The organism is Weissella sp. ESL1177 (assembly GCF_058107185.1).
In genome coordinates this window covers 218,215-231,598 of the sequence record NZ_CM176591.1, presented here as the reverse complement: position 1 = coordinate 231,598, position 13,384 = coordinate 218,215, and the positions used below count along the sequence as shown (strand labels likewise).

The 13,384-nt window shown below is 37.4% G+C and carries 12 protein-coding genes and 1 tRNA gene; 3 read left to right on the top strand and 10 right to left on the bottom strand.

Annotation, left to right across the window (positions count from 1 at the left end):
- Positions 1 to 130: 130 nt before the first annotated feature.
- Positions 131 to 202 (top strand) — tRNA-Arg (locus AC3B5D_RS01155).
- Positions 203 to 648: 446 nt separating this feature from the next.
- Here the strand turns inward: AC3B5D_RS01155 and AC3B5D_RS01150 are convergent.
- The 3 genes from AC3B5D_RS01150 to AC3B5D_RS01140 are packed head-to-tail and all read right to left on the bottom strand — an operon-like array spanning position 649 to position 4,193.
- Entirely contained in the window at positions 649 to 2,007 is a 1,359-nt protein-coding gene (locus AC3B5D_RS01150; RefSeq protein WP_489840598.1) for an aspartate kinase, read from the bottom strand.
- Between the two features lie 33 nt (positions 2,008 to 2,040).
- Positions 2,041 to 2,919 (bottom strand): homoserine kinase, encoded by an 879-nt coding sequence (gene thrB, locus AC3B5D_RS01145; RefSeq protein WP_489839928.1) that lies wholly within the window; start codon positions 2,917 to 2,919, stop codon positions 2,041 to 2,043.
- Positions 2,916 to 4,193 (bottom strand): homoserine dehydrogenase, encoded by a 1,278-nt coding sequence (locus AC3B5D_RS01140; RefSeq protein ID WP_489839929.1) that lies wholly within the window; start codon positions 4,191 to 4,193, stop codon positions 2,916 to 2,918. The genes thrB and AC3B5D_RS01140 overlap by 4 nt, the downstream gene beginning before the upstream one ends.
- A 136-nt stretch (positions 4,194 to 4,329) precedes the next feature.
- Between AC3B5D_RS01140 and thrC the strand changes: the two genes are divergently transcribed.
- Positions 4,330 to 5,799, top strand: a complete 1,470-nt coding sequence (gene thrC, locus AC3B5D_RS01135) for a threonine synthase (protein ID WP_489839930.1) — start codon at positions 4,330 to 4,332, stop codon at positions 5,797 to 5,799.
- 377 nt (positions 5,800 to 6,176) lie between these two features.
- Complete coding sequence (locus AC3B5D_RS01130) at positions 6,177 to 6,782, top strand: NAD(P)H-binding protein (protein WP_489839931.1); 606 nt, start codon at positions 6,177 to 6,179, stop codon at positions 6,780 to 6,782.
- A 189-nt stretch (positions 6,783 to 6,971) separates the two neighbouring features.
- On the opposite strand, the gene AC3B5D_RS01125 is transcribed toward AC3B5D_RS01130, so the two are convergent.
- The 7 genes from AC3B5D_RS01125 to AC3B5D_RS01095 form a co-directional block, all read right to left on the bottom strand.
- Positions 6,972 to 8,207, bottom strand: a complete 1,236-nt coding sequence (locus AC3B5D_RS01125; RefSeq protein WP_489839932.1) for an ArgE/DapE family deacylase — start codon at positions 8,205 to 8,207, stop codon at positions 6,972 to 6,974.
- Positions 8,208 to 8,297: 90 nt separating this feature from the next.
- Positions 8,298 to 9,167: a DNA/RNA non-specific endonuclease gene (locus AC3B5D_RS01120; protein ID WP_489839933.1), complete on the bottom strand. Its 870-nt coding sequence runs from the start codon at positions 9,165 to 9,167 to the stop codon at positions 8,298 to 8,300.
- 149 nt (positions 9,168 to 9,316) lie between these two features.
- Complete coding sequence (locus AC3B5D_RS01115; protein ID WP_489839934.1) at positions 9,317 to 9,988, bottom strand: histidine phosphatase family protein; 672 nt, start codon at positions 9,986 to 9,988, stop codon at positions 9,317 to 9,319.
- 35 nt (positions 9,989 to 10,023) lie between these two features.
- Positions 10,024 to 10,371 carry a DUF956 family protein gene (locus tag AC3B5D_RS01110; RefSeq protein WP_489839935.1) on the bottom strand — a complete coding sequence of 116 codons (348 nt, stop codon included), beginning with the start codon at positions 10,369 to 10,371 and terminating at the stop codon, positions 10,024 to 10,026.
- An 86-nt stretch (positions 10,372 to 10,457) separates the two neighbouring features.
- The gene (locus tag AC3B5D_RS01105) at positions 10,458 to 11,405 is read right to left on the bottom strand and encodes a PTS system mannose/fructose/sorbose family transporter subunit IID (RefSeq protein WP_489839936.1); all 948 of its coding nucleotides are present in this window, start codon (positions 11,403 to 11,405) and stop codon (positions 10,458 to 10,460) included.
- A gap of 19 nt (positions 11,406 to 11,424) precedes the next feature.
- Complete coding sequence (locus AC3B5D_RS01100; RefSeq protein ID WP_489839937.1) at positions 11,425 to 12,225, bottom strand: PTS mannose/fructose/sorbose transporter subunit IIC; 801 nt, start codon at positions 12,223 to 12,225, stop codon at positions 11,425 to 11,427.
- Between the two features lie 44 nt (positions 12,226 to 12,269).
- Positions 12,270 to 13,247 (bottom strand): mannose/fructose/sorbose PTS transporter subunit IIB, encoded by a 978-nt coding sequence (locus AC3B5D_RS01095; protein WP_489839938.1) that lies wholly within the window; start codon positions 13,245 to 13,247, stop codon positions 12,270 to 12,272.
- Between the last annotated feature and the right edge of the window lie 137 nt (positions 13,248 to 13,384).

Sequence of the window (13,384 nt, the reverse complement as noted above, 5' to 3'; positions counted from 1 at the left end):
TTTTGATTTGTAACTATTATTTTAAAGCTAAACTTAACAAATTGCAAGGTTTAACCTAACAAGCACCAAGATATATGCTTACGAATCTCTTGTAAATACATATTTAATAGGCTATAATTACTCGTGTTGTGGACCCGTAGTGTAATGGATATCACGTTGGATTCCGGTTCCGGAGATGAGGGTTCGATTCCCCCCGGGTTCATTTATAAGACGCTACAAACATTGATATAACAACGTTTTAGTTGGAGTTAGTGGCAAATTAGTGGCAAAACCATTTTTGATTTGTTTGTTTGTAATTTCAGTCTGTTGAACGATTATCAATTTAGTCGCTCAACAGACTTTTTGTTTATCAATACAATTTGATTGATTTTCTATCTGCTGTTATATAGGTAGAAAACACAAAAAAGCCCACCAGTCGCAATGTGAGGTATACCCAAAAAGTTAAATTTTTACTTTAACTTTCACTTTCGGAGTACATCTCAATGACCAGTGGGGATTAATTTTATTTTGCTAACAACGCCAGTTTGTGAGCTTTCCGGTTCACTGGTTGTAATGTTACTGTTAATATCATTTTCTACACTTTGTGCACGCTTCTTTTTCTTATGATAAATATCATGACGTTGACTAGTTTTAACTATCCGTACAATTTTACCAGCAGTCTATATTTTCATAAATTGCTTTAACGGCCCGATCTGACAGATCAGGTTGAATACCAAGCATAATTGATATTTCACTGGCACCTTGGTTAACCATTTGCAGACTAATATGATGTTCTTTCAATGGCGATACAATTTCAGCCAGTGCACCAATACGATTGCGCATACCTTCCCCAACGACCATTATAATACCGTAACTAGGCATCCATTTCAGTGTATCAGGTTTAATTTCTGATGCAATATCAGCCATCATGCCATCTATCTGTTCTTGCGTTAAGAGCGTCTTGTCAAAAATGATTGTCAAGTCATCAATACCTGATGGCATGTGTTCATAAGATATTTGATAACGCTTTAGGATTTCAAGAATTTTTAGCGTGAAGCCGACTTCCTTATTTAGTAAATAACGATGGAGATATAGTGCTGCAAAACGATTCGAATTCGCAATACCAGTTACTGGACGTGATTGCTGAACTTCAGTTGGTGGTACAATAAATGTTCCCGGCGCTTCCGGTTCATTGGTATTTTTGATATTAATACGTATGCTACCCTGAATGGCTGGCATAATTGCCTCATCATGAAATACTGCAAACCCAGCATAAGACAATTCACGCATTTCATCATAAGTCATTTGCTCAATCGCAGCTGGCTTGTCAATAATATTGGGATCAGCAGCGTAAATTGCACTGACATCTGTAAAATTTTCGTATAAATCAGCTTGCAAACCACACGCCATAATTGCACCCGTAATATCTGATCCACCTCGTGAAAAAGTTGCCATATCACCATTTTTAGTATAGCCAAAGAATCCTGGCACAATTAAGCGCTCTGATGTTGATAAATCAAGTTCAGAAATCGTATCGTATGACGTTGTGTCAAATGTTGCTTGGCGCGCATTATCATCGACCAATAGCCCAATTTCTTTTGGATCAATAAATCTTGATGGGACACCTAAATGGGTAAAAACCTTCGCTACTAATTGTGCATTCAGATACTCACCATGAGCAGCGAACGCAGCATATAAATAATCAAAAGATCGATAATGTCTGGTTGCCAAATGATTGATCTGTTCATCTAAATCAGCTAAGTCGTGGTCTGGTAAATCAAAATAGTTACCGATTGCGTGATAACGTTTTTTGATAGATTCAATTATGTCAGTTGCGTCTGTGTCTTCAATTGTTGCTTTAGCGTAACTGAGAAGCAAATCAGTCACCTTCGTATCATCTTTAAACCGTTTCCCAGGCGCAGATACCACAACTACTTTACGTTCTGAATCATCTCGGATAATATCAAAAACTCTTTTTAGTTGTTGACCATCAGCTAAAGATGATCCACCAAATTTTGAAACTTTCATAATGAAATAGCGCACTAATTGACACGCATCCTCCTAATCCTTTATTTGAACTATCCTACCGGTTAAATCAGTATGTAAATGATATGTTTTCCCAGGCAACTTAGCCAAATTAATGGCCGTTATTAACTGATTAGCCTCCGTTTCGTCAACAACAGAAATGACAGTTGGACCAGCACCTGACAAATAAGTACCAATTATGTTTTGCTGATGGGCAATATGACGAATAATTGTCAGTTCTGGCACAAGATATGCTCGCGCCTCTTCATGAAATTGATCTTGTTCAATTAAGTGTCGTGCAGTGCTAATATCATTACCAGCTAATGCAGCAACCAGGGTATTGCTAATTGCACTTGCAGCAACAGCCTGTTTAAAGGATAAAGTCTCTGGTAAGGCCGCACGTGCTTTTTTTGTTAATAGTTGATAATCTGGTATGAAAGTGACAAAACTTAGTGACTTTGGAAAATGCAATGGTGTGTGAAAGACAGATGTACCATCATAATAAGCGGCGACAGCACCACCAAATATAGCCGGCGCAACGTTATCCGGATGTCCTTCTAATTTGGTGGCAATTTGAAGTAAATCTTCTTTAGTATATTGCTTATTGTCTAGGATACTAACCATTGTTAAAGCTGCAATCAAAGCTGATGAGGAAGATCCAAGACCACGAGCTAGTGGAATATCTGATTTTACAACTAAGCGATGTGGTTTTAGCAAAGGCGCAATCCGTAATGCCGTTGAGACAATAAAATTATTTTGATCAGTGGGCATGCTATCGCCATAATCATGAAAAACTTCCCAAGTGGCTGTCTGTTCGTGAATTTCAAGTGTTAAATATAGGTTTAAAGCCACGCCCAAAGAATCGAATCCCGGACCAATATTGGCACTAGTGGCTGGTACTTTTATCGTAATCATGAAAAAATTTTGTACTCCGAAACTAAATTGATACCATCTGCATTGCGGATAGTTGTTTTAATAACATTTAATTGTGCATCCGATGCAGGATATGTGAGCGCAACAAGTCGGGCATAGCCATTTTGGGCAGGTGTTTGTTTTAAATCAGTGAAACTAATTTTTGCTGAAGTGAACATACCTGTTACGGAATACATTGCACCAGGTGTATCAGCCACATCAATGATTATAAATCGGCGTGCCACACGTTGAGATGGCTTAGCTAAATCAAGATTTTGATTAAATGTGTTAAATGGTTTCCCTGGCATGTAGTTTGTGGCAATATTTGTCAAATCACTTAAAACCGAGTTAGCTGTTGGCATTTCACCGGCACCTGGCCCATAAAGCATGACTTCACCTACGGATTCACCATTAACCAAAACGGCATTGTTTTCATTATTAACGGTTGCTAATGGATGATCAAAAGGCACTAGGTAAGGTGCAACTTCAATACTAATAGCGTCATTTGAGTCGCCAACGCGTTGCGCAACACCAAGCAATTTGATGCCATAACCAAAGCTCTTAGCATCTTCAATATCTAAATCTGTTAAGTTTGTGATGCCACTGATACTGACATCCCCCAGAACTGGTTGAATACCAAATGCAAAATTTGAAAGAATAATCAGCTTATAAGCGGCATCAAAACCAGCGACATCGTTAGTAGGATCAGCTTCAGCAAATCCTTTTTCTTGTGCCAAAGTCAGAGCATCCTCGTATGTCAAACCATTTGATGCCATTTGTGTCAAAATAAAATTACTTGTGCCATTAATAATACCAGCGACACGAGTAATCTCATCAGCAGTAAAACTCGTTGCAAGTGTTCGCAAAATTGGAATGCCGCCAGCCACAGCCGCTTCATAATAGAGGTCTACACCATTTTCATTCGCTAAATTAGCAAGCTCTTGACCATGACTAGCAATAAGGTCTTTGTTAGCAGTCACAACATGCTTTTTAGCAGTAATCGCCTGCTTGATAATATCATAGGCTTCTGTGATACCACCCATGACTTCTACAACGATATGAATATCAGGATTATTTAAAACGTCGGATGGCTGATCAGTAATTGGAAAATCTTGAGCAAAGCCGGTTCGCTGTTTATTTAAATTGTGCACAACAGCATGACGAACGACCAATTTCGCACCAGTTCGTTCAGTAATTTGTTGTGCATTTTGTTGTAAAATTTTAACGACACCTGTGCCGACTGTACCGAGTCCAAAGAGGCCAATTCCAATTTCCATATTTCTTCCCTTTTATAATTAATGTTCGATAAATTAATGTATTGTAATTAACGTCTTATAATTTTATCATTTTTAAAGTCACAAATAAATGGATTTGTTATAATAAACTAAACTAATGATAAAGGAACTAAATGAAATGCAGTATATATCGACACGTGGTGAAGCACCCGCAGTTTCTGCTAGTCAAGCTATATTGAATGGTATTGCGCCAGATGGTGGTCTTTATATACCCGAATCATGGCCTGAAATATCAGTCGATTGGGACACACTTAGTCATCAAACGTATGCGGAAATTGCAACGCAAATTTTTGATGCCTTTTTTGACGACTTCAGCGCATCAGAAATAGATTATATTATTTGTCAAGCTTATGGTGATCAATGGGATAATGAGAAAATTATCACTTTACATCGGGAAAAGAACCTGCACTATATCGAATTGTTTCACGGACCGACATTAGCTTTTAAAGATGTGGCACTTCAAGCGTTGCCTTATTTGCTAACAACTTCAGCGAAAAAGCAAGCAAGCACTGACAAGGTGGTTATTTTGACTGCAACTTCTGGTGACACTGGAACAGCTGCTATGAGTGGCTTTGCAGATGTACCAAATACAGAAATTGTGGTGTTTTATCCAGAAATTGGTGTCAGTGATATTCAACGTCAACAAATGATCAGTGAAACGGGTAAAAATGCTCATGTCACAGCAATCACTGGCAATTTTGATGACGCACAAAAAGCAGTTAAAACCCTTTTGAGTGATCAAAAACTCATTCAAGAACTAGCTGATCATCACATGCGTTTTTCGTCAGCAAATTCAATTAACATTGGTCGACTGGTGCCACAAATCGTTTACTATTTTTACAGCTATGCACAACTAATTAAACAAAATGACATCAAAGTTGGGGATAAAATCAATATCGTCGTGCCAACCGGTAATTTTGGCAATGTTTTAGCAGCCTATTATGCGAGTCAGATAGGCTTGCCTGTCAATGATTTTGTGGTTGCTTCAAATGAAAACAATGTTTTAACAGATTTTTTTAATACTGGTGTTTATGACAGCAGGCGCCCTTTTAAAGTCACCAATGCGCCAGCGATGGACATTTTAGTGTCAAGTAATTTGGAGCGCTTACTATATTTTGCTAGTAACCGTAACACTTCAGAAGTTAAATCATATATGAAAGCATTGGCCGATGATGGTCAATATCGATTGTTCGAAGACACACGTCGTAACTTACAGCAGTTCAAATCTCATTTCGCAACACAAGAGCAAGTACGTGATACAATCTCGTCAGTATTTGATCAAACCAATTATTTGATTGATCCTCATACTGCTGTTGGACGCTATGTGTATCAGTCGATTAGTGATCAAGAAACTCCTACTCTATTAGCCGCTACTGCAAGCCCATATAAATTTCCACAAACTATTTTATCAGCGCTTGGTGAAAAGGTAGTTGAAGGTGCCGATGCATTAACGCACTTGTCGAGTAAAACAAATACAGACATTCCCAATCAGGTGTTGACTTTATTTGATAAGCCAATTTTGCATCAAAAAGTCATTACTCCAAATGATATTTTAAAATCTTTGAAAACTGAACTCTTTGATAAATAAGGCACAATCTTTCGTACCGAAAACGATTTTTAGGGGTACTCTAAAACTTTAACTTTCAGAGTACCCCTCATTTTCAAATTTGTCGTCGTACTTTTTGTTTTTAACCATTTTATTTATAACACAAAGCGATTAGCTATACTTAAGAAGCCTTGTTTTAACAATTATCTATGACAACCAATCAGAATATTAGTAACACTAACCTACCTTATATTTTGGTATTAATAATTCACGTGCATAGACATGACCAAAATACAAATAATACGCATGTTTCTTGAATAAAATTTTCAATTAAATTAACTTGTGTTGGCGTTCACTCTAAGGTGTATATTAAGCATATTCTTTATGCAAACAAATAACTAGAAAGAAAGGTTTATGTTATGAAAAATGTTCTGATTATCGGCGCCACGGGCACTATCGGTCAAGCTACTCGTCAACAATTATTAACAAAAACAAATGATCATCTCACTTTATTTGCTAGAACCGCTAACCAACTAACAATTAATAGTGATAGAGAAACCAAAATTAGTGGTGATGTTAGCCATAAAGAATCACTACTAAAAGCCATGCAAAACCAAGACATCGTTTTTATCGCATTAAGTGGTGATTTACCAACATATCTTAAAAACATTATATCCGTCATGAAAGAAGCACAAGTTTCACGCATTATTTTTATTGCATCAATGGGTATTTATAATGAAATACCTGCTAATATTGGCAAAAGTGGCAATCTTGATCAGAATCCGTTTTTAAAAAAATATCGTCAAGCTGCCGACCTCATTGAAAATTCATCACTAAACTACACCATTATTCGCCCGGGATGGTTTGATCATGGTTCGGAAATATATGAATTGACAACTAAGGGTGAGCCTTTTGGCGGTCATGACATTGCCATTAATAGTATTGCTGACTTTGTTGTAAAATTAATGACAAATGACGACTTAGGTATTAATCAGAATTACGGTATCAATCGTCCAAATTCCTAGAAAAAGTTCAAATACAATCGCTAGATATTAAACAAAAAAAATGCCAACGTTTTAAACGCTGACATTTCACATTATAACTGTTAGTCAATTATCGTCTGTAAGATTTTTCAAATCTTGCGGACTTTTTTATATTTTAATGATATGAAGAAATTACTATTTTACAGATTTCTACGTCCAATTTTATTTTGATTACGAACGAGCCCCATACTCTTTAAATAGTTGCTTATAAATTTCAATAAAATCAAAATACTGAGATTCAGGGACAAACTCGTTATCCTGATGTGGCGTATTATTACCCGGACCATACATAACGTAATCAAAACCAACAGGTTGGTCAACTAAAAATTGGCTAGCATCTGTTCCCCCAGGAACACCTAATGTCATTATTTTTCCAACTTGATAATCATCGATACCAATACTCTTAGCATCTGACATCATTTGTAACATTTCTTCTTTGGACATCTTATCTTCAGAAATAAATGGTTCTGCAATTCGTTGAATATCAGAAATTAATTTAGAAGTTGCATTACCTACGATTGGCACCACATCCATATCAGCACTCACTGAAATTTGTCCTGTACTCTCTGTATTATACTTTGTGACAATTTGCTGAATTTTTCCCCAAATTTTTTTATTGTCAAACTCAGGAATTGTACGAATATTAATTTCTGCCGTAGCCAATGCAGGAATTGCATTAACCTGATCGCCACCATGAATTGTATCAATGTTGATAACAGTATCACCTAAGACATCATTCTTAATATTGGCTATCTGGTCAGCTAATTTTGTCTTAATTATTTGCAATACATCAATCAAATGCTCAACAGCATTATTTCCTAAATAAGGCATAGAACTATGAGCTGCTTTACCGACAGATTTCACAGTCACATTTAGTTCACCTTTATTAGCAAATATGGCGCGATATTCACTTGATGGTTCAGCAATTAGTAAGGCATCAACATCATCCATATAATGTTGTGCTTTTAGTGCTGTGGCACCGGGCATGCCAACTTCTTCTCCGGCCGTTGCTAACAAACGAATCGTCCCAGGAATTTTGTCACCACTTTGCTTTAATTCAATCATTGCAATAACTAAAGCTGCCAACCCAGCTTTCATATCCGTTGTGCCGCGCCCATAAATATTACCATCCTTAATAGTCATCTCAAATGGATCAGTTGCCCAATTATCTGGATCAACGGATACAACATCCATATGCCCTGAAACAGCTAATACTGGTTTCCCCGAACCAATTTCTGCAACCAAATTTGCTCGCGATTGAGAATTTTCAAGCGGTAAAACAGTACTAGTAATCCCCACAGAATCAAATAATTGTTTCAGATAATCAGCAACCTGTCGCTCATTATTATTGACTGATGTAATCGCAACTAGATCTTTTAAAATTGATAATTGTTGTTCTTTTTCCATAACTATACCCTCCAAATATATTAGTTACACATCATCTTTTACAATATAAATATTAAAGTAACCATAATCTATATGAAAATTTACATCTCTCTAATTTATCGTTGTGCTAGCCCCAGTCGCATAATTAATTTCAACTCCTGGTTGTACATTAGGAATAAAGACATTGAATTGTAGCTTCCCATCACTTGACTTTGCTTCCAAATGATTACCAGAAGGTACTAAGTTGTTATCACTATAAAGTGGCGTCACTCGATAACGAACATTTTGATGACGATCTAATGCTCTACGTATAAGTGTTTCATAATAATTTTGACCTGTATTTTTTGAATTCCCATTTGAAGATTGATTGGCCCATGCTGTTTGCGTCGCAATATTTTGTTTATTCGCTTCAGAAGAATCGAATGAGCGAATATTACCAGCTAATGCATAACCAATTAAATGCCCACGATTATACAATGTGTGGTATCGTCCACCAATTGTTACTTGTTGCCAGCCCACTGGATTAACGGTTTGTGAATTACCTGTTTCTGAACGAGATTGGTATTGACGTGAACTTTTACTTAAAAATGCATTGGCCATACCTGGACGTTCATGACTATCCAATTGTGATAATTGCACATAAGGTGCGACCTTAACTAACGCATCTAAATTTGTCTGATTGTTATTAACAATAAACGCACCTGATTGATTATATGAAACTTGACTACTTTTTAGTTGTTTCTTAATTTCTGGTGTTAAAACTGTTTTTGCTAATGATTCACTTGGATGTTCATCAGCTACTGTCCCATAATTAACGCCATCTTTACTATGTATCTTTGTTGTAACGCTGGATGACGGTGCTGACTGACTTTGTTGCGAACTTGATAAATCATCAAATTTAATGAAGCCGGTCTGTTGTAAAATTAATAACCCTGCAACAACGATTGCAGTCCCTATTGGTAATTTTTTCTTACGGGTCACAATGCTGCCCTCCTTTTATAAACGTGAATAAGTATAGCACGTCATAAAAAGATATGCCGAATTGCATAACAAATACAATAATGCAGGACACCATATTTCAAATAGTGTCCTGCATTATGTTAATAAAATCAAAAACAATTATCACTAATTTAGTCCTGTACAGGTTGGTTATTATAGGATAGGATCGTTAACCCTGCCTTATTTAACGCCATTTGTGAAATTGATCCATTAGCTGGCCGTTCATGTACCTGGATTTTCCCCTCACCAAAACGATCTGCTAATGAAATTAATGTATTACCATGACTAACTAATAAAACATTGTCACCATCATCTAACACTGGATTGATCAAAATACGCTTTAATCCTGCCATAACGCGTTCCCAATATTCATCACTATTCTCTGCATCGTGCCATGGATCAGCATCTTTTAATAAATCTTTCGTCTTATCAACACCATAATGATCAACAATTTCTGAATACGTTCTTAAACCCACTGGTGCACCTGCATTTGTCCAAGCGACGTCCATATTTGAACCTTCAAAACTACCATAAAATTCTTCTCGAAATTTTGCATCTGTAATTAATCGAATATCACGACTATTTTTATTTTCGTCTAAAATAATTTTAGCTGTATCCATTGCCCTAGTTGTATCCGAACTATAAGCTGCTTTAAATTTTACCTGCGCTAATTTTTGACCTGCAGTATGGGCATCTTGAATCCCCGAATCAACCAATGGTGAATTACCCCAACCTTGTAACTTGTTATAACGATTAAAATACGTCTTCCCATGGCGTACAACATACAAATTCAATGTTTTCATTAACCAATCCCCCTATTTGCTCATTTTAACACAAATCATTTGCGTTTTCGTTCCAAAACACCCTTACGTCGTAAAACTTGCTCAGGTTTTAAATATTCTCTAAAAATCTCAAGTGCTTGTTTTGCTTTACCACCAACAAATTCAAAAGTTTTACCATTTGTTGTTTTGATGAAATAACCACGGTAATAAAATTTCATCATAATTTCAATACTGATACTTTCAACATTTTGCCATGGAATTTGAATAAAACCACCACCTATGTTTGCTCGAAATTCTATCCCACGATCACCATAATATATTTTGCCTTGTTGAATATTAACTGGTGACATCAATGCATTTGCATTACCTGATAAGTTTATTTTTGTATTTAATGCCTGAACCATTTTTTTCTCCTAGATTATATAAAAAAGATGGGGCAGTTATGATAACGACCTCATCTTTTATTTTAGCAAATTTATTGAAAATTGGTTTATGACATAATGCCAAAGGCGTATGCCAAGATACCAACAATGAACAATCCGAAGATAATTGTAATTGCTGATACACGCTTACGTAGTAACCAAAGTACAATAAACATCAACAATAATGGTGCCAAACCTGGCAACAATTGATCCAATGTATCTTGTAATGTCGTCACTTTGTAAGCTGTTAATGATTGACCACCTTGAATCTTTGTTACAACATCAGCAATTTGTGAAGCTGAAACATCACCATTGTTGATTGCCTTAGCCAATCCTGGTACACCAGCTGTCGCATCACTTTGGACCTTAACCTTAGACATCACCATTGGGAAGTTCATAGTTGTCCAACGAGGAACCAACACACCCATGATAAACATACCTAAGATTGAAGCACCCGTGGTGATCTTTTGCATAGCACCACCAGCCAAATCTTGTGTAATATTTGTTCCTTCTTTGTAACCCAATTGTTGGGTATACCATAGGAACAACATACGAATCAAATTCCATACCACAAAGAAGATAATTGGTCCCAAAATTGACCCTGTTTGGGCCATACCAGCAGCGAAAGCGCCTAAGACAGGACGCATCGTTCCCCAGAAAATAGGATCTCCAACACCAGCCAAAGGCCCCATCATTCCAACCTTAACACCGTTGATACCTTCATCATTGATTTCGGCACCATTTGCACGTTGCTCTTCCATGGCAAGCTCAACACCTAAAATAGGTGAGGCGACATATGGATGCGTATTAAAGAATTCCAAGTGACGCTTCAATGCTGCTGCACGATCTTCTTTTGATTTGTACAAACGACGGATACCGGGAATCATTGAAAATGCCCAACCGACGTTTTGCATACGTTCATAATTCCAAGAAGCTTGCAAGAAAGTTGAACGCCACCAAGTATTAACTAGATCACCTTTAGTCAAGTGAACTTCATTTTTTTCATTTTCACTCATGATGTACTATCCTCCAAGCCTAATAGTTATTTAAAATGGTATCAATTGGATCACCATTTGAACTGTTTGAACCACCCTTGCCTGAACCGCCACCATTAAACTTTGGTGATAGTTGTAGATAGATCAAGGCCAGTACAAGACCAATCATACCCATTGCAATCAAATTCAATTCTGTAACTGCTGACAATGCAAATCCTAAGAAGAAGAATGGCCATAGTTCAGCAGTTGCCATCATGTTGATAACCATGGCATATCCAACAACCACGATAAAGCCACCAGCAACAGCCAATCCCTTTGTGATAACATCAGGAATTGCGTTCAAAGCAGTATTAACAGGACCAGCACCCACGGCCATCACGATAATAACAGGAATTGCAATACGCAAACCTTGTAATGCTAAGGCTGACCAGTGAACAGTTTCAACACCGCGTAAACTACCCTTTTCAGCCTGCTTATCAGCAATATGAGCTAAAGCAACTGTAATTGTACGAACACCAATTGTCAAAACTTGTCCAGCAACAGCCAATGGAATAGCAATCGCCATACCAGTATCAACACTAACTTGTGCTGGACCAGTAACAAGGTAAGCTGATACAGCCGATGCTAATGCCGCATCTGGTGCAACAGCTGCTCCAATGTTCATCCATCCTAAGGCAAGCATTTGTAATGTTCCACCAAGAATAATACCCTCAGTTACATGACCATTTGCCAACCCAATCAATGTGGCGGCAACTAGTGGTTGATGAAACTGGAATTGATCTAGAATTCCATCCATTCCAGCAAGGAATGCAAATAGAACTACGAAAAACGCTGAAATCATGCGTTATCCTCCCGAATAATTTCTCTAATAAATTAAAAAACAAATTATGACTTCTTCAACAAGTCAAAGACATCTTTACCTTGATCAGCTGGTACTTTACGAACATCGAAAGTCACACCATTATCGCGTAGGTATTCCAATGTCTTAATATCCTCATCATCAACAGCAACAGCATTTGTTAGCATCCGCTTGCCTTCTGAATGAGACATTGATCCAATGTTAACTTCATTTAACTTTACGCCACCTTCAACCGCTTTTGCGACATCTTGTGGTGTTTCAAATAATAATAGTGCCTTAACAGATGCAAAACGTGGATCATCCCAAACATCAACCAACTTTTGAATGGGCACAACGTTTACTTTGACACCAACCGGTGCCGCTTGCGTCAACAAAGTCTTACGTAATTCATCTTTTGCAACACTATCTGAAACAACAATGATTCGGTTTGGTGCTACCGTCTTAGTCCATGCCGTTGCAACTTGTCCGTGCAACAAACGTGAATCAATACGTGCCAAACGAACATCCATCGTTGCCGTGCCCGTGTGAATGACTTCGTTCACATCACCAGCCTCAACAACAGGTTGTGCATCTTCTGAAGTATTTTCAGTCGTTGCTGTTGTTTCCTCCGTCTCAGGCAGGGTTTTAACACCATCTCTTGCAACTGGCATCAAGTAACTTGCTATCTCAGCAGCCGTTTCCATTGTAAAACGTGCCCCATAAGCTTCTACTAACATTGGCAAGTTCAAGCCTGTAATAATCGCCATACGATCTTCATGCAAAGCTTGAATACGAGATGCAGCGTTAAATGGTGATCCACCCCACAAATCAACGAGGAACAAGACCTGTCCCTCAGGTTCAAATGTTGCAAGTGCATCCTCAAACTTTTTCATCAAATCTTCTGGACCTTCGTTGGGCATAAATGTTACAACTTGCACATTTTCTTGCTCCCCAAAAATCATTTGACCTGACTGTCGGATACCCGCAGCAAATTCACCATGACTAGCAATAATGAAATTTACCATAATTGCCACGCTCCTTATTTATATAATAGTGACACAAGTACGATCCATACTTGTACTTGTGTCATTATAGACTAAGTTATGCAATCTGTAAACGGTTACACACTTACTCTTAATTATTTATTATATTTTTTAAAAAC

Excerpts from the sequence above, each read along its gene's own strand:
- AC3B5D_RS01125 (WP_489839932.1), bottom strand. The coding sequence starts at position 8,207 with ATGGAAAAAGAACAACAATTATCAATTTTAAAAGATCTAGTTGCGATT.
- thrC (WP_489839930.1), top strand. The coding sequence starts at position 4,330 with ATGCAGTATATATCGACACGTGGTGAAGCACCCGCAGTTTCTGCTAGT.
- AC3B5D_RS01130 (WP_489839931.1), top strand. The coding sequence starts at position 6,177 with ATGAAAAATGTTCTGATTATCGGCGCCACGGGCACTATCGGTCAAGCT.
- AC3B5D_RS01100 (WP_489839937.1), bottom strand. The coding sequence starts at position 12,225 with ATGATTTCAGCGTTTTTCGTAGTTCTATTTGCATTCCTTGCTGGAATG.
- AC3B5D_RS01095 (WP_489839938.1), bottom strand. The coding sequence starts at position 13,247 with ATGGTAAATTTCATTATTGCTAGTCATGGTGAATTTGCTGCGGGTATC.
- AC3B5D_RS01110 (WP_489839935.1), bottom strand. The coding sequence starts at position 10,371 with ATGGTTCAGGCATTAAATACAAAAATAAACTTATCAGGTAATGCAAAT.
- thrB (WP_489839928.1), bottom strand. The coding sequence starts at position 2,919 with ATGATTACGATAAAAGTACCAGCCACTAGTGCCAATATTGGTCCGGGA.
- AC3B5D_RS01150 (WP_489840598.1), bottom strand. The coding sequence starts at position 2,007 with ATGAAAGTTTCAAAATTTGGTGGATCATCTTTAGCTGATGGTCAACAA.
- AC3B5D_RS01105 (WP_489839936.1), bottom strand. The coding sequence starts at position 11,405 with ATGAGTGAAAATGAAAAAAATGAAGTTCACTTGACTAAAGGTGATCTA.
- AC3B5D_RS01140 (WP_489839929.1), bottom strand. The coding sequence starts at position 4,193 with ATGGAAATTGGAATTGGCCTCTTTGGACTCGGTACAGTCGGCACAGGT.
- AC3B5D_RS01115 (WP_489839934.1), bottom strand. The coding sequence starts at position 9,988 with ATGAAAACATTGAATTTGTATGTTGTACGCCATGGGAAGACGTATTTT.